Annotated in this window: 10 protein-coding genes and 2 tRNA genes; 6 read left to right on the forward strand and 6 right to left on the reverse strand. The window is 74.9% G+C overall.

What is annotated here, in order from left to right:
* Positions 1–2,061: type I polyketide synthase (locus RKE29_RS04445; RefSeq protein ID WP_312003692.1), on the reverse strand; the 2,061-nt coding region annotated here is incomplete at its 3' end.
* Between the two features lie 762 nt (positions 2,062–2,823).
* Between RKE29_RS04445 and RKE29_RS04450 the strand changes: the two genes are divergently transcribed.
* The 3 genes from RKE29_RS04450 to RKE29_RS04460 all read left to right on the forward strand — a co-directional run bounded on the left by RKE29_RS04450 (position 2,824) and on the right by RKE29_RS04460 (position 4,613).
* Entirely contained in the window at positions 2,824–3,636 is an 813-nt protein-coding gene (locus RKE29_RS04450; protein ID WP_312003693.1) for a helix-turn-helix transcriptional regulator, read from the forward strand.
* A gap of 422 nt (positions 3,637–4,058) precedes the next feature.
* Positions 4,059–4,134, forward strand: a tRNA-Arg gene (locus tag RKE29_RS04455).
* Between the two features lie 406 nt (positions 4,135–4,540).
* Positions 4,541–4,613: transfer RNA gene (locus RKE29_RS04460), tRNA-Arg, on the forward strand.
* A 220-nt stretch (positions 4,614–4,833) separates the two neighbouring features.
* Here the strand turns inward: RKE29_RS04460 and RKE29_RS04465 are convergent.
* From RKE29_RS04465 to RKE29_RS04480, 4 genes are all read right to left on the reverse strand, one after another.
* Complete coding sequence (locus RKE29_RS04465) at positions 4,834–6,435, reverse strand: hypothetical protein (protein ID WP_312003694.1); 1,602 nt, start codon at positions 6,433–6,435, stop codon at positions 4,834–4,836.
* Between the two features lie 239 nt (positions 6,436–6,674).
* Positions 6,675–12,965, reverse strand: coding sequence for a hypothetical protein (locus RKE29_RS04470; protein ID WP_312003695.1), 6,291 nt, complete (start codon positions 12,963–12,965; stop codon positions 6,675–6,677).
* A gap of 388 nt (positions 12,966–13,353) precedes the next feature.
* On the reverse strand, positions 13,354–13,863 hold the full coding sequence (locus RKE29_RS04475; RefSeq protein ID WP_312003696.1) for a hypothetical protein: 510 nt from the start codon (positions 13,861–13,863) through the stop codon (positions 13,354–13,356).
* 146 nt (positions 13,864–14,009) lie between these two features.
* Complete coding sequence (locus tag RKE29_RS04480; protein WP_312003697.1) at positions 14,010–16,739, reverse strand: hypothetical protein; 2,730 nt, start codon at positions 16,737–16,739, stop codon at positions 14,010–14,012.
* A gap of 394 nt (positions 16,740–17,133) precedes the next feature.
* Here RKE29_RS04480 and RKE29_RS04485 point away from each other — a divergent pair, with 394 nt between their 5' ends.
* On the forward strand, positions 17,134–18,399 hold the full coding sequence (locus tag RKE29_RS04485) for a cytochrome P450 (protein ID WP_312003698.1): 1,266 nt from the start codon (positions 17,134–17,136) through the stop codon (positions 18,397–18,399).
* 280 nt (positions 18,400–18,679) lie between these two features.
* On the opposite strand, the gene RKE29_RS04490 is transcribed toward RKE29_RS04485, so the two are convergent.
* Positions 18,680–19,813, reverse strand: a complete 1,134-nt coding sequence (locus RKE29_RS04490) for a DUF5954 family protein (protein ID WP_312003699.1) — start codon at positions 19,811–19,813, stop codon at positions 18,680–18,682.
* A 1,098-nt stretch (positions 19,814–20,911) separates the two neighbouring features.
* Between RKE29_RS04490 and RKE29_RS04495 the strand changes: the two genes are divergently transcribed.
* Both RKE29_RS04495 and RKE29_RS04500 read left to right on the forward strand, forming a co-directional pair.
* Positions 20,912–21,298 (forward strand): hypothetical protein, encoded by a 387-nt coding sequence (locus tag RKE29_RS04495; RefSeq protein WP_312003700.1) that lies wholly within the window; start codon positions 20,912–20,914, stop codon positions 21,296–21,298.
* A gap of 86 nt (positions 21,299–21,384) precedes the next feature.
* Positions 21,385–22,617: a hypothetical protein gene (locus RKE29_RS04500; RefSeq protein WP_312003701.1), complete on the forward strand. Its 1,233-nt coding sequence runs from the start codon at positions 21,385–21,387 to the stop codon at positions 22,615–22,617.
* Positions 22,618–22,626: the final 9 nt, after the last annotated feature.

Below are 22,626 nucleotides of genomic sequence, written 5' to 3' on the forward strand. Positions count from 1 at the left end.
ACGACTGCGCAACGCCGCGACCCGCGCGCCGTCCTTCAACGACAGACCACCGGCCACCACCGCCGCAGCGATCTCACCCTGCGAGTGGCCCACCACCGCCGACGGCTCCACACCATGCGACCGCCACAACGCGGCCAGCGACACCATCACCGCCCACAGCGCAGGCTGCACCACATCCACCCGCTCCAGCGACGGCGCACCCTCGACACCCCGCAGCACGTCCTCAAGACGCCAGTCCACGAACTCCGACAGCGCCCCACCACACGCCGCAATCCGCTCCGCGAACACCGGCGAGGACTCCAGCAACCCCACCGCCATCCCCACCCACTGCGCCCCCTGACCCGGGAACACGAACACCGACTTCCCACCCGACACCGGCCGACCCTCGACCACGTGCCCGGCGGGGTCGGCGGAGGTGAGGGCCGCCAGGCCGCTCAGCAGGGCGCCGCGGTCGGAGGCGACCACCACCGCGCGGCGCTCCAGCTGCGCACGGGTCGTCACCGAGGAGAAGCCGATGTCCAGGACGGGGACGTCGGGCTGCTCGATCATGTGCGCCCGCAGCCGGTCGGCCTGCTCCCGCAGCGCCGCCTCGCTGCGCGCGGACAGCAGCACCGGCACGGCCGGCAGCGGACGCGGCTCGCCCGTGTCGTCGGCGGGCGTCTCCTCTTCGGCGGGCGCCTCCTCCAGGATCACGTGCGCGTTGGTGCCGCTGATGCCGAACGACGAGACCCCGGCCCGGCGCGGCCGTTCCGCGGCCGGCCACTTCTGCGCCTCGGTCAGCAGCTCCACCTCGCCGGAGGCCCAGTCGACGTGCGGCGAGGGCGCGTCGACGTGCAGCGTGGCCGGCAGTTCGCCGTGCCGCAGGGCCATCACCATCTTGATGACGCCGGCCACACCGGCCGCCGCCATCGTGTGCCCGATGTTGGACTTGATCGAGCCCAGCTTCAGCGGGCCGTCCGCCCGGTCCTGCCCGTAGGTCGCCAGCAGGGCCTCCGCTTCGATCGGGTCGCCCAGCGTGGTCCCGGTCCCGTGGCCCTCCACGGCGTCCACGTCGGCCGGGGTCAGGCCCGCGTTGGCCAGCGCCCGCTGGATCACCCGCTCCTGCGACGGGCCGTTCGGCGCCGTCAGGCCGTTGCTCGCACCGTCCTGGTTGATCGCGCTGCCGCGCACCAGGCCCAGGACGCGGTGCCCGTTCCGGCGCGCGTCCGACAGGCGCTCCATCAGCAGCAGTCCCACGCCTTCGGCCCAGCTCACACCGTCCGCGGCGGCCGCGTACGCCTTGCACCGCCCGTCCGGGGACAGCGCCCGCTGCCGGCTGAACTCGACGAAGGAGTTCGGCCTCGGGAGCACCGTCACGCCGCCCACCAGGGCCAGCGAGCACTCCCTGGCCCGCAGGGACTTGCACGCCAGGTCGACCGCGACGAGCGAGGACGAGCAGGCCGTGTCGACCGTCACGGCCGGCCCCTCGAAGCCGAACGTGTAACTGACCCGCCCCGAGGCGACGCTGCCGGCGGCGGCGGTCGGGAGGTAGCCCTCGATCTCGGCGCTCCGGTCGCTCATCCCCGCGACGAACCCGTAGTCCTGGAACATCACGCCGCAGAAGACGCCGGTGTCGCTGCCGCGCAGCGAGGTCGGGTCAAGACCGGCGTCCTCGAACGCCTCCCAGGCCGCCTCCAGCAGCAGCCGCTGCTGCGGGTCCATCGCCAGCGCCTCACGCGGACTGATGCCGAAGAACTCCGCGTCGAACTCGCCCACCCCGTCCAGGAACCCGCCCTCGCGGGTGTAGGAGGTGCCCGGGTGGTCCGGGTCGGGGTCGTACAGCGCCTCCAGGTCCCAGCCGCGGTCGTCGGGGAACTCGGTGATCCCGACGCGCTTGGCGTTCACCAGGTCCCACAGCTCGTCCGGAGAGGTCACGCCGCCGGGGAACCGGCAGCTCATGCCGACGATCGCCAGCGGCTCGCTCGCGCGGTCCACCAGCTGCTGGTTCTGCCGCCGGAGGCGCTCGGTCTCCTTGAGCGACTTCCGGAGGGCCTCGACGATGTTGTTCTTCTCGGCGGCCATGCCTACTCCTCAACGTCCGGGCGCCCAGCGGCAACCACGTTGTCCTCGACTGCTCTCAGGCCACGTTCGACTCAGGCCGTCCGGATCAGGGCCCCACCGGCCACGGGCGGGGCGCTGCGGGGCCCTGGCCGTGGGTGAGCTGTCGTCCGGGCTGCCGACCGCTTGCTGTAGTCCGCTCGCGTCGGCGCACCGGCGCGGGGCGGGCCGGCCGGGTGTGCGCCGGCAGGCGTTCTGGACGGCGCGGCGAGGCTCCGCGCGCCGTATACCTTCCCGCGGCGACGACCAATTCGGTATTTGTTGAAGGCTGAATGATGTCAGATTTTACTGACACGAGGCGCTCCCCCGGCGGCGAATATCGATCGCAAGTGAACTGAGTCTCACTAGAGAGTGAAGACATACGAGACCGAATCGACCGGTCGGCATTACCCAGCCCACACCCGTCGGCGGGCGCCGTTCCAGGCACCAACAACGCGTGTATGCAGCATCCTTGGGATACAGTGCGGCGTGTTCCGAAACCTACCGCCGGACCCGGTCAGGGCCTGCGGCGGAGCACCTTCTCCTCTGGCTCATCCTGAGCACTCTTCCCCCGATTCTCGCGTCGGCCTGGCTAACGGCCCGCGGCGATGACTCATAGGCCGGTCTCCGGCCCTACCCATCTTCACCCAAGGCAGACGACCTCTGATATAAGTAATAGTGCGTACCGACGCACATCTATCAACGGGGGAACACGTGTCAGTCACGCCTGTACGCGACCATGAGCGCATGCTCAACCTCGCGGTGACAGCGCTCCACGAGCAGGATCCGGAGCGGCTGTGGCCGCCGATCGCCGCCGAGCTACTCCGCGCGTACAGCGCCGAGTTCCTCGCCCTGGAGACCAACGACCGGGCCGGCCAGGGCCCTGTCCGCATTTACCTGCCGAACGGGACGACCCGCGGACCGATCGGCGCTCACGCACAGCAGTTGATCCGTCACCGCCGACTCTTTGCGGACCACTATGCTTCATCCAACGACCGGGCGCCGGTAACCGCCTGCCAGGCCGTCGGGGAAGTTGAATGGAAAAACAGCGCCGCGGCGAAGCTCATGCGCGACACCCTGGGCGTGGATCACATCCTGAGCCTCCCACTGCCCGACAACTCGGGTCCTCTGCGCGGCTGCCTCATCTACCGAGCGGGAAGTGGATTCACCGACGAGGACCTGACGTACGGTCAGCGAATCCAGCCGCTCCTCGCGGGTTTTGAGAGGCAGGTCACACTACTGCGCCGCTGGAGCGGATATTCGGAAAACCACACGGCCGACAGACTGGGCTTCGACCCGCCCAAGGAGAGCGCCGGGGCCGGCCTGACGCCGCGTGAGGTCTCCGTCCTGACGCTGCTCGGCGACTCGCTCACCGCCGCCGCCATCGGACGCCGCCTCGGCATATCCGTGCGCACGGCACAGAAGCACGTCGAGAGCATTTACCGGAAGCTCGGCACCAAGGACCGCCTCAGCACCGTGCTGCGCGCCCAGGCCTGCGGGTTCATCCCCGCCAAGGGCGCGACCGCGCCACGCCTGGTCGGCACCCGCCACGCGGACTGAAGCCCAGCCGCTCCGGCCGCGCCTCCAGGTGCGGCCGGAGTCGGCCGGGCGGGCGCGCGGCCGGGCGCCGTCGAGGCAGCCGGTGTGCTCCGCGACGGCCGGGCGGCGCCCGCCGGGGCGGCGCGCCGCGGTCCTCGCCACCCCGCCGCTGGCGGCTTGTCATGTCTCCTCCGAAAACCCGCACATGGTGCGGATGACGCGGCGGAGCCACGAGCGGTTCCGTCTCCCGGCGGTTTCCTCATCGGCTCCGGGCACCGCCGACGCCGGGCGAGGGCGGATTCGTGCCCGTGAGGGGCTTCGGCCCCGTGAAGAAAAGCGGAGAGCAGCCTGCCGCACGGCCGGGGCCCGCGGACCCCGACCGTACGCACGCCCAGGGGCCCCGGGTCGCGGGGAGCGCGCCGGGAGGCTGGTTCTCACAGTCGGCCCCCGTAGCTCAGTGGACAGAGCAGGTGCCTTCTAAGCACTTGGCCGCAGGTTCGAGTCCTGCCGGGGGCGCCACTGACACCGTGTCAGACGACCGCCTTTCCGCAGGCCAGTCGACGGCCGACCGCGACACCGGATCGGGCCCGGCGCCGGACCCGCCCGCCCGGACGGACGACGCGGGCCGGGGAGACGCGCCGGGTGCTGGAGGGCGGTGAGGAGTTCGGCCGGGTGCCGCTCAGGCGCAGCCGGCGGCCCCGAGCCGGTCGCGGAAGGGGACGGGTGCCGTACGCGCTCGCCGACGGGCCGCCAGCGCCGGGCAGTGGGAGGATTGTTGCCGCCAGGAGGCTCCGGCCCTGTGGGGAGGGCGGGCGGCAGCCTGCCGCGGCGCCGACTCCTACGGCCAGTCAGGCGTCCGCGAATCCCTCCCCGCGTCTCCCGGGCTGCGGGGGACAATGCCGGAAGGCCGCGCTTTCCCAGGTCGGCCCCCGTAGCTCAGCGGACAGAGCAGGTGCCTTCTAAGCACTTGGCCGCAGGTTCGAGTCCTGCCGGGGGCACCGTACATCAGGAGGACACGAAGCCGCGGCTCCCGGCCTCCCCTTCATCCGCGCCCCCGGCCAGGACAGACCGTGTTCCCCGCTGTCACTCTGCGTGGAGACAGTATCTGACGGCACGTCAGCCGCGTCGGCGGTGTCCGCTCCGTGGACAGTACTTCGGCGGCACTCCGGCGGCGAGCGGACGGCGCGGCGGGCGGCGGGCGCCGACGGGTGGAACGGCTCAGCCCACCAGTGCCTCGCACAGGCCGCGCAGTCCCTCGTCGTCCAGCGGGATGCGGTGGGCCAGGCGGTTGCGGGCCTGGCGCAGGCGGCGCAGGGCGCGGCGGGCGCGGGCGTCGAGGCGGATCTCGCCCCGGCAGACCGCCGCCCACATCTCGCCCAGCTCCATCGCCGCCAGCCGCCGCGCCGGATCGCCCTCCGCCTCGGCCGGGCCGTCCACCCCCGGCGGCCGCCGCGCGCCGTACGCCGCCGCCAGCCGCCTCGGGCCGTGCACGGCCGCCGTCGGAAGGTCGGCGGCGAGCCGGGCGCGGGCGTCGTCGAGCAGCGGCAGCAGGACCCGGTTCTGGGCCTGCCAGACCAGCTTGGTCAGCGTCTCCTCCGGTTTCGCCGCCCAGCCGGCCGCGTGGAGCCGCAACTGGCCCTCCCAGGAGTCCACCGCCCCCGCCGTCCACGCGGCGCGCAGCGCCAGCTCCGGGTGCGCGGCCACCGCGGCGCCGGGCCGGGCGGGCGGCGGCTCGCCTACGGACGGGCTGCCGGCCGGGTGGCCGGCGCGGTGGGCGGTCCCGCACCGGCCGTCCGCTCCGTGCGGGCGGTCCGGGCCGTACGCGCGGGCGCCGCGGTCTGCGGGGACGGTCCGAAGGGCCGGGGCGTCCGGGCCTTCCAGGCGCTCCACGCACTCCAGGACGGTGTCGGCCAGGGTCGCCAGCCGCCCGTCCCAGCGCTCGGCCAGCGCCCCGGCCAGTGCCAGGTCCGGGCCGCTGACCTCGGCGATCGTCTCGCGGCGCAGCGCGGCCGCGATCCGCTGGCGTACCGCGCCGGTGCCGCGCGCCGGGTACTCCGCGGCGCGCGGCGGGCGGACCTCGCTGATCACGATGGCCGTGTCCAGCCGGCTCAGCGTGGACCACCACCAGTGCACCGCCGTGGCCGACGCGTCGAGGGAGTCCACCAGGGCCTCCGGCAGGTCGCCGAGCCGCACCGCGAGCAGGGCCCGCGGCCGCCGCTCCGGGGGCAGTCCGGCCTCCTTGACGGCGGCGGACAGGACGCGCAGCAGCCGCGCCGTCTCGGCCGGTACGGGCTCGCGCCAGCCCCGTACCGCCACCACCGGGCACCGGTCGGCGCTTCCCGCCACCAGTCGGCCGACCGCGTCGCCGTCGGGCGCCGCCACCGCCTCGGCCAGCCGCCGCAGCGGCGACGGCGGTTCGCAGGCGGGCACCGGCGGGCGCTGCGCGGGCAGTACGAGTACGGACGCGGGCACGGGTTCGGCCGCTCGCGACGGGACCGGCGCGGCGCCGGGCCAGGCCGCGCCGAGCCCGTCGTCGTAGTCGCCGAGCAGCGGCACGCCGTCGGCCGCCGCGAAGGGGTCCGCGGCGGGAGGCGCGGGCGGCGGAGGCGGGTCGTACGGCCGCGGGCCCGGCGGCGGGACGGGCGGCGGGACGGACACGGGGTGCGGCAGGCTGGCGAGCAGGTCGTCGTACAGGTGGTCGGCGTGCCCGTCGGCCACCAGCCGGTCGGGCAGCACCCACACGCAGTTCAGGCCGCGGGCCAGGTCCTCCGCGATCCGGCGCAGCTGGGCGCGCGGCCCGGGCAGCGCGCCCAGCCGCACGTCCGGCCCCGCTCCGGACGGCCCCGCGCCTGACGGTCCCGGCCCGGACGGCCCCGCTCCGGACGGCCCCGGCCCGGACGGTCCCGTGTCCGACGGCCCCGGCCCGGGACGCCCCGTGCCTGACGGCCCGCCGGTCCCCGGCCGGGGCGCCACGCCGCCCCCCGCGTATCCCACCGCTCCCCCGTCCCTGCCGCCCGCCGCCGTGTCCGCCCTCGCCGGCCCGCCGCCGGTCCGCGCCGTCACGCCTCCGGTCCCAGCGCGCTCACCGCCCGGAACGTCACCGGGTCCAGTGCGACGCCCTCCTCCCGCTCGTCCAGCATGCCGCGGTCGGCCAGCCGGGCCAGGTGCTTCTCCGCCTCGCTCAGGTCGATGTCCATGGCCGCCGCGACCCCGGCGGTGTCCGCCGCCTCCCCCTCGTTCACGTACGCGCTCCACAGGGCGACCAGGTCCACCAGGCCCGCGTCCAGGCCGGACAGCCGCAGGTGGGCGCGGGCGGCCTCGGGGGCGCTGGTGGCCTGCCGCACCTTGTCCAGCGCGGCCTCCAGGGTGGCGCCGCCGCGTACCTCGGCGATCACCCGCTCCACCAGGTGCGGCCAGCCGCCGGTGGCCGCGATCAGCCTCCGCCGCTCGTCGAGCGAGGCGAACGGGCACTCGGGCCACGACCGCAGGCTGTCCACCGTCCACCGCTCCGGGCGCACCACCGGCACGCCCGCGGCCGTCAGTCCGGCCGCCGCGTCCGGGTCGGCGACGACCAGGGCGGCCCGCTCGTCCGGGGCGCGGCCGCCGGCCTTGCCCGGCGCCGGGCGCTCGCCGGCCCCGGTGCCGAGGTGCCGGACGAGCTGCGCGACGGTCTCGTTGAGGGTGCGCGGGTCGGCGCCGGACAGGTCGGCCAGCAGGAAGTACGCCCCGCGCGCCGCCGCGAGCGGCGCCAGGGTGAGGGTCACGTCGGCGCCCGCCCGGTGCACGTCGGCGCCCGCCTGGTGGGTGAGCACCCGCGCCCCGCGCCCCTCGGCGCACGCGCTCGCCGCCCGCAGGATCAGCGGCGGCTGGAACAGGGCGGACGCGGCCACCACGGTGACGCCCCGGCGCACCGCCTCGTTCAGCTGGCCCTCCGTCAGCGGGCTGTAGCGCAGCACGCCCTGCCGGTCGAGGCCGATGAGCCGCCGCGAGGCGCGCGGGTTGTAGTCGTAGGGCAGCCCGAACTCGGTCTCCTTCAGCTCCGCCTCCAACTCCTCGCGGGTGCCGAGCATGTTGACCACGTTGGGGCTGCGGACGGCGAACCTGCCCTGGTCGGGCAGCTGGATGAGCAGCCCCAGGCCCTCCATCTCCTCCAGGTAGATGCGGATCTGACTCACGCTCATGGTGTCGAAGCCCTCGGCCCACACCTCGCGGGCCCGGTCCAGCAGCTCCTTGGGGCGGTAGCTGGTGGAGTAGCCCTTCTCCAGGCTCTCCAGGGCGATGACCAGGGCCAGCACCCGGTAGCGGTCCTCCAGGTTGATGGTGAAGCGCAGCCGCTCCGCGATGCGCTGGCGCACCACGTCCGAGCCGGCGACCGACCGTACGTCCTGTTCGGTGATGGCGGTGGGCCGACCGCCGCGGGCGGCCGGGCGGGCGTGCAGGGCGCGCACCAGCTCGCTGCAGAAGATCTGCACGAGGTTGGCCTGGTAGTTGGTGATGGCCAGCACCCGCCAGGCCAGTTCGGGCCGCTCGAAGACGTAGCCGAGGGCGGCGATCGGCTCGACCACCAGTTGCAGCGCGGCGCGCGGGTCGAGCGGGCCGACCGGGATGTCCGGGCCGCCGTGCACCACCACGACGTTCTGCAGGTGGCCGAAGCGCTGCACCTGGTGCAGGCCGGCGAAGACCACCTTGAAGCGGCGGCCGGTCTCCTCCATCAGCTGCTGGAGCTTGGTGAAGTGCGGGAACGTCGACTGGCCGCCGCGCGTGTACTCCGGGCGCGAGTCGGCGGTGAGGAAGGCGTCGGCCTCGTCGGCCAGCACCAGCAGCCGCCGGTTGGGGTTGTCGCGCAGCCACTCGCGGATGCCGTCGCTGACCGCCTTGGCGCTGGTGGGCTGCGGCCCCCTGGCCCGCCCGCGCAGCACTCCCAGGTCCCGCAGGTGGGAGGCGAACAGCCCCCAGATCCGCTCGGGCGGCTCGGCCTGCCCGATCTCGGCCTTCAGCAGGTCCACGTACAGGGCGACGTGGTCGGGGTTGCGCTGCGGGAACACCCCGGCGGCCCGGCGCAGCAGCGCCGACTTGCCCAGCTGCCGCCCGCCGTACACGAACAGCCTCCCGTCCCGGTCCATCACCTCCCGCATCTCCTTGTCCCGCCCGTAGAAGACCTCCGGCGGCACCAGGCCCGCCACGAACGGCGTGTACGGGTTGTAGCAGGTCCACGGCAGCGTGACCCGCTGGAGCGCGCGGAAGGAGCGGGGGGCGCGGGCCGCCGTCCAGCCGAGCACGGCGGGATCGACCACCAGCGCCTGCTGCGGCCTGCCGCGCGACTCCTCGGCCAGCCGGTCGCGCCCGGCCAGGCCCAGCGGGTGCAGGTAGAGGACGATGTTCGCCTCCAGGTCGGCGTCCTCCAGGTGCGCCAGCGGGCCGCCGCCGCGCTGCTCCTCGGAGATCAGCAACACGGTGTACGTGGTGGCGCGCGAGCCGAGGACCGCCACGTACCCCGGGGTCGCCTCGGACACCGTGGCGCGGGCCCGCAGCCGCTGCACGCCCCGGGTGGGCCGCTCGCTCTCCAGCGGGCTCACCGGCTGGGTCTCCAGGCCCAGCAGCCGCAGCACCTGCGGTACGTGCCGCTGCCACTCGCTGCCGCGCCGGCTCGGGTCGCACAGCGCGTCCCACGCCTGGAGCCCGCTCTTGGCGCCCTCGGTCAGCGGCGTGCCCCCGGCGTAGCCCTGCGCCCACCAGCGGGCGCTGACGCCCTGTCCGGACGGCCGCGGCGCGTCCGGCGCGGACAGCACCCGCAGGAACTCGGCGAGGTCGTCGGCGCGCGCCCGCGGGTGCTCGGGCAGCGGCCGGCCGCGCCGGGCGAACGACAGGAACTCGCCCGCGGTGACGGTGTCGCCGTCGGCGATGAGCGCGGCGACGCGGTCGTGGTCGGCCGGGCCGAGGTCGAGTTCGGCGAGTTCGCGGCGCAGGGCGGCGGTGTGCTCGTCGATGAGCGCGGTCAGCCGGGCGGTGAGGTCGGCCACCTCGCGCAGCGCGGCCCGGTAGCGGCCGGACGCGTCGGGCCGGGCCAGGTCCTGGAGCCGCCCGGTGAACTCGTGCTCCTTGTCCTGGTCGAGCAGGTTCAGCGTACGCACCTGCGCCAGCAGGGTGCCGACCTGCGCGTGCCCGGCGCGCACCCGGTCGCGCCACTGGGCGGCGGCGTCGGCGGTCTGCTGGCGCAGCGCGGCCAGCTGGTCCTCGGCCGGCCGCTCGGCCTCGGCCACGGCGCCGCGTTCGAGGGCGGCGAGCAGCCGGTGGGCGAGGTGCAGGTCGCCGCGCGTCCGGTAGGCGGCCAGGGCGCGCACCGGGTCGGCGGCTTCGGTGACGTCGGCGAGCAGGCGGGCGGTGTCGGGGTGGGCGAGGTCGGGCTCGCCGGAGTCGTGGCGCGGCAGGTCCGGCAGGACGAGCAGGCAGTCGGCGGAGGGGACGGGGCCGGGACCGGGGGCTCCGCCGGGGGCCGGGTCGCCGGGGGCCGCGCCGTCCGGGGTCAGGCCGACCGGGGCCGTCGGCTCGCCGCCGTACGGGGTCTCGCCGTGCCCGCCGTACGGGCCGTGTCCAGCGTGCTCGCCATAGGCGCCGTACGCACCGTACGCACCGTTTTCGCCGTACTCGCCGCCGGGCACGAGCGGCCGTTCGGCCGCGGGCGGCGCCTCGTGCCGCAGCCAGCGCAGCAGCAGGTGCAGCGCGGCGCCGCCCGGGCCGGGCGGGGCGGGCTCGTCGCGCACGGTGTTCACCACCGGGGCCAGCGCGGTCTCGGCACTGGGGGCGCCGCTCGCGGAGCCGGCGGCGGCCACGTTGCACGCGCGGGCGAGCAGGTCGTGCACCTCGGTCACCGCGTTCTGCAACTGGCGCAGCGCCGCGGCCTTGATCTGCTCGCGGGCCTGCTTGGGCGTGCGGCAGGCCCGGTCGGCCTCCTCGATGACCCGCATCCCGGCGTCCGCCTTGCGGTACCGGTCCGCCTCGGCCAGCAGGTCGGCGGCGTCGGCGCTCCCCTCGGCCCACTCCGCGACGCACACCAGGGTCCGGTGGAGCGCGCCGTCCTTGCCGGCCAGCCGTTGCAGCACTCTGGTGCCGCGCTGGTACTTGATCGTGCGGCGCGGCAGGTCGGCGAGCAGCTGCCGGGCCAGGTCGCCGATCTCGACCCGGCTGTGGGCCACCCGGGGCTCGGAGTCCAGGTTCATCGACCCGGGTTCCAGCCGGCGGCACTCGCGTACGGCCTCCACGAGCACGGCCAGCAGGTCCTGCCAGCGCTCCGGCAGCCCCGGCACCCCGCTGAAGCCGGTGACCAGGGCGCTGGGCCACCCGGCGGTCAGCCCGGCGCGCAGCGCGGCGGTCAGGGCCACGAGCAGCGCCTCGCGGTCGTCGGCGAGCTGCTCGGGCGCGTAGTTGTACGCCATGAGGGCGGCGCTGGCGGCGGTGTCGCCCGCCGCGCCGAACGCGGCGGCGGCGAAGGCCAGCGCCCGGGCACGGTCGGCGGACTCGCCGGCGGCGCGGGTCAGCCAGTACGCCTCGGCCAGCCGGCCCTGCCCGATCAGCACGGCGACGGTCGGCTCGGCGCCGTCGGACCAGGGCAGGCTGGGGGCCGGGCCGGACGCCCCGGGGTCGGCGGGCCGCTGCGGCGCCCCGGGCGGGCCGGGCTCGGATACGGCGACGGGCGCGTCCGCCGCTTGGGGCGCGGTGGGGGTGGCGGGCTCGGGCTCAGGTTCGGGTTCGCCGGGCAGGCGGTCGGCGGAGTCCGGGACGGGACCGGGGAGCGAAGGCGGCACGTCGGCGGGTGACACGCCGTCGGCGGCCGGGGAGACGCCGTCGTCCGAGGCGTCGGCCGGGCCGCTGCCCAGTCCCGCGTCGCCCGGGACGGCGTCGCCCGGGACGGCGTCGTCCAGAGCGTCCTCCGGACCGGCGTCGTCCAGACCATCGTCCTCCAGACCGGCGTGGTCGGGACCGGCGTCGTCCGGACCGTCCGTCAAGGCGTCGGCCGGAGAAGGGGCCGAGGCCGCGGGGCCGCCCGGTTCCGCGGGTCCGGCGGGAGCGCTCCCGTCACCGGGGCCGCCGTCGGAACCCTCTGGGGCCTCGGCGCCGCCGCCGTCGGCCGCCGGCCGCACGGCGAGGTCCTGCGTCAGCATGGCCAGTCGCATGAGGTCGTCGGGGACTCCGGCCGACCAGCGCTTCATGGCGTCGCCGATGTCCTCGGCCGACACCTCCGGCCCGGCCAACGCCCTCCGCAGGTCGACCAGCGCGGTCATGGCCTGCGCGAAGGTGCGGTCGCCGTCGGTCCACGAGGACTCGGCCAGCAGGTCCCGCACCCGCTGCCGCGCCCGCTCCAGCAGCGGTACGGCGGGGCTGTCGGGCCGGGCCGCCAGGTCCAGCACCTCGGCGAGCGCGGCGCGCGCCTCCTGGTCGGCCGTACGGGCCGCGAGTTCGGCGACGGCCGACTCCACGGCTTCGACCGTCGCCGCCGGAACGTCCAGGTCGTGCGCGGCGAAGGCGCCCGCGGTCTCGTCGAACGCCTCGGCGAGCCGCCGGATCGCGGCGAGGTCCTCGTCCGCCGGCCGGGCCGCGCAGTCCACGGCCTTGGCCACGCGCTGGGCGGGCCCGGCCGCGTCGGCGACGGCCCGGCGCAGCGCGTCGGCCGCCGCCTCGACGGCGGGGAGGGCGGCGGCGCCGTCCGGCGGGGCCTCCGTCAGGACGTCGGCGGCGGGCGTCAGCGCGATCACCGCCTCGGCGGCGGCGATCACCCGCGCCACCTCGTCCGGGTCGAGCCCCTCCGCCGCCCCGTCGCTCCGCAGCGCCTCGTGCCACAGGAAGGCGTCGGCGACGGAGGCGGTGCACCGCGCCCACAGGCACACCCGCGCCAGGTCCGGGCTCCGCTCCGACGGCGGCTCGTGCCCGCCGGGGCACTCCTCTTGCAGGTAGTCCGGCCAGAACAGGTCGAACATGACCGGCTCCAACGGCTCGGTGAGATGCCGCAGCGCGTGCCGCACACGGGGCGACGCCGGGTCGCGCGCCAGCCGGGCCAGCACGTCCCGGCCGAGCGCGGGGCTGACGCTGCGCGGGCTCAGGCCGATGCCCAGCGGCTCCAGCGCGTGGCCCCGCCTGGCGACGGGCAGCGCCTTGAGCACGGCGGCCAGGTCGGCCCCGGTCAGGCGCGCCAGGGCCGGCCGCAGCGGCTCGCGCACCGCGTGCAGCGCGGCGGACAGCGCTTCGAGCGCCGGGACGAGCCGGTCGACGTCGACCGCCGCGGGCGCGTACGGGATGACGGGGTAGGGCGTCTCGTCGTCGCACCGGAAGTGGATCGACGGGCGTCGTATGCTCACGGGCGACTCCGGACGGTAACGGCGGCCGGTCAGCCGACGGGCGGCGGGCAGCGACGGACAGGACGGAACGGGCGAGGAGAAGGCCGGCGGCGAGGTCCGGCGGCGGGCGTCGTCCCGCGCGTGACGCGACGCGGTGCGCTGGGCGCGCGCCGCCGACCGCGTACAACCGACCGCGTACCACCGACCGCGTACCACCGACCGCGTACCACCGACCGCGTACGGCCGGCCGCCCCGCGAGGCCCGCGCAGCACCGCACACGGCGTCCACCCCTGCCGGGAGGCCTCCCCGGTAGTGCTGCACCCTATCGCCGCGCCCGGGTCCCTGACAGTCATCCGGTCGGGTGACTACTGGACGGTCGGGCGACGTCGCCTGTCCGGTTGATGACGCGTCAGGAACCGTCCCGGTGAGCCGTGATCTCGCTCTCCAGGAGCGCCACGACCCGGTCGTACGCGCCCGGGCCGGGCAGCGAGAACGGGCCGGTCTGGGCCAGGGGGGTGCGGACCTCGGTGCCGTCCCTGCGGACGATCCACAGCACGTTTCCGGGACCCGCCATGCCGTCCAGCGGATCCAGCCGCCTGGTCTCCACCCCGGCGACCTCGGACCACGGGATGACCAGCTCGGCCGGGCCGAGCAGCCTGATGCCCGCCGCGCCGACGTAGATCCCGCTCGACGTGCCGCGCCACAGGGTCCTGCCCACCCTCGGCAGCAGGAAGGCCAGGGCGAGGAGGGCGGCGATCCCGAGCGCGGTGCCCACGACCGCTCCCGCCCGCACCAGGGCGGCGACGAGCACGGCCACCGGCAGCGCCAGCCCGGTCAGCAGCAGCCCGCGGACGAGGGGCTGCCGGGGGTTCCGGTAGACCCGGGTCCACGTCGCCGTGGTGGTGTTCGCCGTGTCCATCGCGCCCAGGTCCGTCCGTTCGCTCTCGCCGCCGCAGCCGCGGGTCACCGGATGGGGGCGGCCGGGTCGTCCATCGTATCCGGGCCGCCGTCAGGGACTCCGGACGCCGGGAGGGGCGGACTGGAGGCCCAGCGGGCAGCCGGGGCTCACGGCCCGGTCGGGCAGTCGAAGCCGTCTCCCGGGCCCCAGTGTTCGCGCCGTCCGCTGTTCGGTGCGAACGTCCCGCAGGACAGCACGGGCACCGAGTGCCCGTCGGTGTGGTACAGCATGATCACGGGCTTGTCCCGGGACACCGGCTCGCCCGTGGGGAAGGCGATGGCGCCGCTGGCCCCCGCTTTGCTGACGCCCTGGTAGAGGCTCGCCTGGACGCTCTCGCGGTTCACGCTGCGCCCTCCGCTGCTGCGGTACGCCTCGTTCGCGGCCTCCGCCATGACCTGCACCGCGTCGTAGCCCAGCGCGGCGTGCCCGTCGTCGCGCCAGGGGTCGTCCGCGCCGAACTCCCGGGCGTAGCGGGCGTTGAACTCCTCGGCGATATGGCTGAGCGACTGGCCGGCCGGCCGTACGTGTGCCGCGTGGTACAGCCGCAGCCATGCGGGGACCTCGTACGTGCCGGACAGCGTGGCGTTGGTGAGGCCGTTGCCGCCCACCACCGTGAGGGCGTTGCCCGAGCAGGGTGTGGAGTCCTCGAAGTCGTTGAGGAAGGCGAGCAGTTCGCGGGAGCGGGCCGCCCAGTACACGGCGGCCTTCCGGCCGGAGGCTTCCTGGAGGCGGCGGCACACCGCCTCGGACACGCCGTGGATGCTCCTCTCCTGGGCGACGTCGGGGCCGGTGGGCGAGGGCGGGGGCGCGGCGTCGCCGTCGGACGGCGTGTACCAGAGGGTGTGCCGGGTGCCTCCGGCGCGCCGGAACGCGTCGGCGAACCCGCCGCCGAGGGTCCTGCTGTAGAGGTCCGTCGGGTCCTGGACGATCGTCACGTCCTGGGCGGGCGCGCAGCCGCCGGCCGTGCCCTGGACGATGCGGGCGTGCCGCATGAACTGGCCGGCGATCTCGGCCTCGCGGCTGCTGGGGGGCGCGATCTGGTGCACGTGCTCGCCTACCTGCATCGCGTCCGCGGTGGCGTTGGTCAGGATCGTGGGGACCTGCGCGGTGTCCAGCACCCGTACGGCCGCCCGGGTGGTGTCCCGGCTCTGCGCGATGCCGACGGCTCCGACGACGTCGTCGGAGCTCCGCCCGGCCCGGGCCGCGAGGGACCGGGCGGCTTCGACCGCGTGGCCGAAACGCTCGCCGGTGTCGAAGCGCTCGACCCGCCACCAGATCTTCCGTTCGTCGCTGTTCGCCTCGTCGTTCAGCTCGTCCTGGGCCAGGGCCACCCCGCGCAGCTCCGGCAGGGCCCCGTCGGACCACGGCTCGTCCCCGTCGCCGCCCACCGAGGTCCCCAGGTACGCGAGGGTGCGCACGGTCGCGCCCGCGCGGCGGGCCGCCTCGGCCCGGGCGTTCTGCCGTTCGATACGGTCCTCGGCCTCCGTGTACCGCGCGCGCACCGTGCCGGGTGCCGGCGAGGCGGTGCCCGGTCGGGTGTCCGACGGGCCCTGCGTGCCGGACGGGGCGGCGGCCAGGCCGCCGAGGCAGTCGTCGGGTTCGGGATCGGGGAACACACCGGCCGCCAGCCAGCCGCCGACGGTGAGCGCGGCGATCAGCGCCACGGACTCGAAGGCGGCGACCCACCGCACGGGTATCCGCCAGGTGCCGGGCTGCACCCGCCTGGGGGGCCTGGGCGGGGACCAGGCGCCGGCCTCCTCGGGCAGCCGGGCCAGGACCGGCTGGAGCGTGTCCCGGAAGTCGACGGCGCCGATGTCCGGCGCCGCGTCGGCGAGCGGGCGGTACGCGCCGGGCGGGGCGCTCCCGGGGCCCGCCACCGCCACCAGCGTCACGGCGGTGCAGGGCACCGCCTTCAGGGCGGCGGTCCAGTCGGCCAGGAACCGGGCCGCCGGGGCGGCGGGCCGCTGCCCGGGCGGGCCGGGCGGCAGTTCGAGCAGGACGACGTACCGGGTGGCCCGCCGGCGCCGCCAGGGTGAGACGCGGCTGGGCCGGGTGGCCCGGTTCAGGTCCGCGAACAGGGCGCGCAGCAGGAGCCCGTCGAGTTCGTCCGGGCCGATGTTGGCCGCGTCGGCGAAGAAGTCGGCGGACCGCGGCAGGGCTCGGACCGCCGCATACCAGCCGCGGCGCCGCCGCCGCACCAGGCGGTGCGTGCGCCGCAGGCTCCACCACCACCTCGGCAGGAACACCAGGAACGGGCGCACGATGACGTGCCAGACGGCCGGGAGCCCGTCCCCGCCGCCGGCGCCGCCCAGCCACTCCAGGGCCCGGTGCACGGGCGAGCGCTTGCACAGCTGCGCGTAGCAGTGCTCGCGTAAGGAGGGCCGGGCCGCGGAGTTCGTTCGCACCCAGTCCGCGACGTCGCTCAGCAGCCGGTAGTCCGGCAGCGGCAGCGGGCCGACCGTCCCGCGGTCCGTGCCCGCCTCCCAGTCCGCCACGGCCGACGGGGTGAGCGGACGGCCTGCCTGCGCGGTCCCGTCCCCCGCGGCCTGGGCGGTGATCAGGGCGTGGGGAAGCAGCGCGGGCGACGGCTGTCCCGGCTCCGACCTGTTGTGCAGGCATGCGTGAAGCCAGCGTGCCACCTGCCGGGCACGCGCCTGGCCGTCCTCGCCCGGAGCGAGCAGGACGACCGGCGGAGGCACGCCGCGGGCGGCGCGGTCCCTGGCCCGGCGGTCCTCCGGCACCGCCGTGGACAGGATGGCGAGGAGGGCGTCATCGGCGCCGTCGCCGTAGGGAAAGTGCGGTTCCCGTCCGTCTCTGTCGTCGTCGTGTCGGCACATCGTGATCTCCCTTTCGTGCCCGTCTGCCGGATCTGGTGGGGAGAGAGCCTGCACGCCCGAGCCGGGACCCGTCACAGACAGCGCCCGCATTCACTCTTCTGGGTGATTTACGGTCCACTGTGTTGCCATCGCGACGGCGACGCCAGAGTTCCGGCGGCGGTTGGTCGGCGGGGGCGACGGCGATGCGGCGCGGACCCGGGCCGGGCCGGTGTTCCGTTGCTCACGCCACTGACTGCCGCCCCGGCGGCGCTTCGCCGACCGGTGAGGAGACCTCCGGCCGTACCGCGGGTAGCGTTCGAGGCGGTCGTGCCCTGTCTCCGCTCGGCCGCTCTCCCGCGCGTACGACGACGGCGGCCGCGGCCGGGCGGAGGCCCACCCGACAGGAGGCCGCGCGGTGACCGAGACCGCTTCCCCCACGCCCAGCCCCGCTCCCGCTTCCGCCGGGCGGCCCGCCCTGGCCACGCTGTTCGACGTGCGCCACCGGGCGGACCCGTATCCCGTCTACCGCGAGTGGCGCGCGAGCGAGCCGATATCACAGCCTCAGAAGGGGCTTTTCGTGCTCACCCGGCACGAGGACTGCGCGGCGGTGCTGCGCGACCCGCGGTTCGGGCACACCGAGCCGGACCAGACCGGCCCGCTGCGCGAGGCGTCCGCGGTGCGGCGCGACCCGCTGGTCGGCGACGACGGCCGGCCGGTGCGGTCGTTCCTCGGCCTGAACCCGCCCGACCACACCCGGCTGCGGGGCCTGGTGTCCAAGGCGTTCACCCCGCGCATGGTCGCCCGGCTCGCGCCGCGCGTCGAGCAGGTCACCGCCGAACTGCTCGACGCCGCGCTGGCGCGAGGCGGGCCGGTGGACCTGATCGACGCGCTCGCCTCACCCCTGCCCGTGATCGTCATCAGCGAACTGCTCGACGTGCCGCTGGCCGACCGGGACCGCTTCACGGGCTGGTCGCACGCCATGGCCCGCGGCCTCGACCCCGACTTCCTGCTGCCGGCGGGCCTGCGCGACCAGCAGCTGCGCGCCCGCGGCGAGTTCGCCGAGTACTTCCGCGAACTGGCCGCGCGGCGCCGCCGGGAGCCGGGCGAGGACCTGCTGTCGGCGCTGGTCAGCGTGCACGACCAGGGCGACACGCTCACCGAGCTGGAACTTCTCACCACCTGCACCCTGCTGTTGATCGCCGGCCACGAGACGACGGTCAACCTGATCGGCAACGGCACCCTGGCCCTGCTGCGCGACCCCGCGCAGCTCGACCTGCTGCGCGCCGAGCCGGACCTGGCCGAGCGGGCCGTGGAGGAGCTGCTGCGGTACGACTCGCCCGTGCAGTTCACCACGCGCACGGCGCTGAAGGACGCGGAGGTCGGCGGCGTGCCCGTGCCGAAGGGCGCGTACGCCCTGGTGGTCATCGGCGCCGCGGGCCGCGACCCGGCCGCCCACGACGACCCCGAACGGCTCGACATCCGCCGCGAGCCCAGCCGCCACCTGGCCTTCGGCCACGGCGTGCACTTCTGCCTCGGCGCGCCGCTGGCCCGTCTTGAGGGCCGGATCGCGCTGCGCGAGCTGGTCGCGCGCGCCCCTGGGCTGCGGCTGGCCGGGGAGCCCGCGTGGAAGGACAACCTGGTCCTGCGCGGACTGGCCCGCCTGCCGGTGGAACTGCGCTGACCGCACGGCGCCGCGACCGGGCCCGGCGGGGCGGGACGGGTGCGCCCGGGGGCGACCGGCGGCGTACGCGCCGGAGCGCGCGCCCGCCTCATACGTGCCCGGAGCCGTACCCCGGCCGGCCCGGGGTCCGTACCCCGCGTCCCGCGCGCGCGTGCCCGTAGCCCCCGGTCGGCACGGGGCCGTACCCCCCGGCCGGGACGCGGCCGCCCCCGTCCCCGGACCGCGCCGCGGCCCCGACACGGTCCCGGAGGCGGTCACGGGACGCGCGGCACCGGCGCGGTCACGGGTCCATGGCCTGGCGGCGGCGCACCTCCGCCAGCAGCAGCCGGGTCAGCTCCTTGCTCTCCTCGCTCTCCTCCGCGTCGTCCTCGCACAGCCCCTCGGGATCGTCGTCGTCATCGTCGCCGACGCGCACCAGGCCCCGCTCGCTCTCCGGCAGGCCCAGCCGCTTGAAGGGCGGCGTGGGGTCGTGGTCGGACGGGCGGGGGCCCTCGGGGCCGTCCGGTCCGATGCGCACCAGGCGCTCGACCCGCGCCACCCGGAAGTACCGGCCCGCCACCGCCACCTCGTGCCCGCGCTCCTCGTCCAGCCGGTCGGCCGCGCGCACGTACGCCGCGCGCTCCTCGGGGCCGAGCCGGAGCCAGCACGGCGCGAGGACCCGCAGGTACAGCGTCAGCGCGTCGCGGGCGGCCTGCGGGGTGGTGGCGATGGCCGTGGAGTACGGGCGCCAGGCGCCGGACTTCTTCTCGGCCGTCATGAATGTGGCGGGCAGCAGCACGCCGCCCGGGTGGGTGTCCGCCGCGCGCAGTGCGTCCTCGTAGACCTCGGGCGGCACCGTGCCCCGCTTCCGCACGCCGCCGAGCAGTTCGAGCCGCAGGATGCCCTCGGACATGCCCGTGGCGGTGAACGGGTCGATGACGAAGCCCGCCGCCGGCTCGGGGACCCGCTGCGCCCCGCCGGGCCGCGCCGGGTCGGGGTCGGTGCTGCGCGGCGGCTCGGGCCCGTCGGGGCCCATCCGGACGTACGGCTCCGCGCGCACCACCCGGTACCGGGCGCCCAGGACGGTCAGCTCGTTCACCGGCTCCCAGTCGATCTGCTCCGCGGCCCGCTCGCACTCCGCGGCGCCGGACTCGTCGCCCGACTCGCGGGCCTTCTGCGCCAGGCCGCGGAAGTAGGGGTCCAGGTTGTCGCGGGCCTGCTGGGGGGTGAGCGAGGAGAAGTACGGCAGCAGCTCCCAGCCGCCCTCCTCCCGCTCCCGCGCCGTCCCGAAGCAGGGCCCGCCCGCGAACCAGGTGCGCGGGTAGGCCTCCCGCGCGCGCCACGCCTCGACGTCCGCGAGCGCCGCGACCGGCGACTCCAGGGCCGTCACCTTGATCGTCCGGTAGGCCGGTACGTCGTCACCCTCCTGCACCATGGCGCCAGGATGCCCGTGCGTCCGTCCGGGCGCAGCCGATTCGGCCGGAAGGCACCCGTATCGGTGGCCCCGCCCGAAGACTCGTCTGAATCGTTTCGCTCACGAGTCCGGACGGCCGGGGTACGAGCCCCCGCCGACGGCCGTCGGAAGCCCCGCGCGGACGGCGGCCCGCGCGGGGCTGTACGGCGGCCGGGGGAAGGGCGCCAGGAATTCGTCATTGATGACTCAACCACCTCGCGAGTTATGGGTGTTACCCAAAGTAAAAGGGTTATATCCGACGTTTCGGCGAAGGAATCGGCGCGGTGCACCGGTTTTCGCACGCCCGACCACCAGCTCGCCCGAACGGGTGAAACCTCTGGTAGCGTTCGGGGCAGGTGATCTTGATGAGCACCCACATTCCCGATGTGACACCTGTGCCTGGAGAATCGTTAAAGTGTCATACGCCCTGAGCCCGTTCGCCTACGCCGCCACGCCCACCGCGCCCGAGGTCATGGAGCTGATCGCGAGGTTCATGATCTGACCCGCGGCGACCGCACGGCGCGGCACGGCGAGCGGCAGCCCGCGGCCGGTCACGCGCGACGGCCCCGCCACCCGGAAGCGGGACGCCGTTGGTTGAATCCGGGCCCTACGCCCTCTTCGCCCCGTCGATCATCTGGTCGACGGGGCGAAGTCATGGGAAGCGGCCGGCGCGAGGGTGGACTCGTGGCGCACCGGTGAGGCGGGCGTCGATCCGGGCCGAGGGTGATCGCGGCGCGCGCGTCGCCCAGGAGACGTCCCGTCGGCCGACGGAGCCTGACGGGCCGTACGCACACGCCGCGGACAGCGCCGGCGGACTTCACGGCGCCGCACTGGTGAGCGGCGACCGCCGCCGACCGGGCGTCGCCGGGACCGGAGCCCGAGGCGCCGGGGCGGGTTGCCGGTGAGCGGGCTGCGGGGGCTTCTTGGTCGACTAGCACGGCACAAAGGAGGCAGTTAGGGTCGAATTGGGACGAATCATGCGTCCAGCGGCCCGCGGCGTGCGGTGGCCCGCCGTCATCAGCGTCACCGCTGCCAGCGACAAGGCCGACTCCGAGGTCATTTCCCGCAAGGAGCCCAGCCATGCCCGAAGAACTCGCGAATGCCGGCAAGGTGTATATATTCAACGCCACTCCTTACCAGGTCACGATGGTCCTCAATAACAAGGCCATCATGAGCCCTCTGAACGGCATCAAAGTGGAGAATGAATACAAGGCGGAGGTGAAACCGGTCAAGCGGAACCCGGCGGATCATTCGGGCACCAACGAGTTCGGAACGTACAACACCCTGGCCGTCTCGTATGACGACGGAAACCCGGTGCCCTTCCCGGTCACGATTTACCAGAGCGATCATCCGATCGGCCAGGACCTCCAGCTCTACCTCTTCGAGGACCAGGTCACGCTGGTGAGCAAGGACGGGAAGACCGAGATCTTCCGGCCCGTGCCCCAGTTGGCGGCCGTGGGAGTGTGAGGCGCGTCATCGGTAAGGCAGGAGGACGGTGCGCAACCCGCTCCCGAAGCCGCTGCACATACCGGAAAGCGCCGAAGGGAGTCACCATGGTCAACTGGGAACTGCGGCCGGACTTCAAGGGGACAGACGGCGAAAAAGCCGGTGCACCGTTCCTCCTGCCTCCGGGTGCCACCGACCCCAAAGCCCTGTCCGTGAAGGTTGGCCTGCTCTACCTCGGCGGCGAAGAGTATCCAGATTACCAGTACGACGACAAAAGCGATTTCGCGTTCTCCTTGGTTCTGGACAACGATTCCGGGTCATTCCGGGAGAAGGTGTCGGTGAAAGTCGACATCAAGAACGGAAACGCGTGGAAGTGCGGGCCTGGTGCCCGCGCCCAGTTGGCCGAAAACTTTACGGATCTGCTGATCTGGATCGAATCCGAATGCGAGCGCAAGGGCGTGCTCGTCGACGGCGCGACCAGGCGCGTCGCCCGGGCCGTCACCAGCACGCTCCCGCTCCGGGCGGACGAGGTCCTGCGGTATCACTACGCGCTGTCCACGGGCCGCCGCGAGGGCGAGGCCAAGGTCTACGCCGACCTGCTGCCGGGCATGCGGCTGCGCCTGGATACGAGCGTCAGTCAGTATCTCGGGCCTGCCAGGCCGCTCAACGCCTATGTCCCCGCGTCCCGGACATCGGTCCTGATCGGGTCGGTGCCGACCGAGGACGGGCCGCGCGCGGCGACCTTCGACCCCTTCCTCGGAGCGGTCGACACCCCGGACGTCGCAAGCGGCGACGGACCGGCCCGACTGGTCGGCGGAATGGTCGACCTGCACCCGCGGGGAGCGGCCCGGAGCCACTGGCGGCTCTTCTACCCGACGACGATGCAGAATCCGTGCCAGCCGGGCAGCACCGGGCTGGACGACAACGCGGGAATCGTCGCGGCGGATACCCGAAAGCTGATGAAGGAGGCCACCGAGGCGTATCCGAAGCCGGCGGGCGACGGCGCGGACCGGCCCACCCTCTATTACCTGGTCCTCGGCCGGGCGGTGCCGGTCCCGGAGATCGCGGTATGGGTCAGCCAGCCGAACAAGGGCCTCCACTCCTACGAGTACGTGCCGCTCGGAACCACGGTCGCCGACATCGTCAAGCGGTTCGCCGAGGTCCCGCTGGCCAGCAACTCGAATCTGGTCTCGGTTTTCCGGCGACTGCCGACCTGGGATTTCCCGCAGATCTCCTTCAGCGCCTGGTACGAAGGTACGAAGCTTCCCGCCCTCCCCGCCGAAATGTACGACCTGCCGCTGGTCGCCGGCGACCAGGTGAACATCAGCCAGCCCGGATGATCCCCGGAA

It is taken from the genome of Streptomyces sp. B1866, assembly GCF_031932565.1.
In the GTDB taxonomy this organism is placed as follows: domain Bacteria; phylum Actinomycetota; class Actinomycetes; order Streptomycetales; family Streptomycetaceae; genus Streptomyces.

Coding starts and splice junctions, on each gene's coding strand:
- RKE29_RS04450 (WP_312003693.1), top strand. CDS start 2,824: ATGCTCAACCTCGCGGTGACAGCGCTCCACGAGCAGGATCCGGAGCGG.
- RKE29_RS04475 (WP_312003696.1), bottom strand. CDS start 13,863: ATGGACACGGCGAACACCACCACGGCGACGTGGACCCGGGTCTACCGG.
- RKE29_RS04480 (WP_312003697.1), bottom strand. CDS start 16,739: ATGTGCCGACACGACGACGACAGAGACGGACGGGAACCGCACTTTCCC.
- RKE29_RS04490 (WP_312003699.1), bottom strand. CDS start 19,813: ATGGTGCAGGAGGGTGACGACGTACCGGCCTACCGGACGATCAAGGTG.
- RKE29_RS04495 (WP_312003700.1), top strand. CDS start 20,912: ATGCCCGAAGAACTCGCGAATGCCGGCAAGGTGTATATATTCAACGCC.
- RKE29_RS04500 (WP_312003701.1), top strand. CDS start 21,385: ATGGTCAACTGGGAACTGCGGCCGGACTTCAAGGGGACAGACGGCGAA.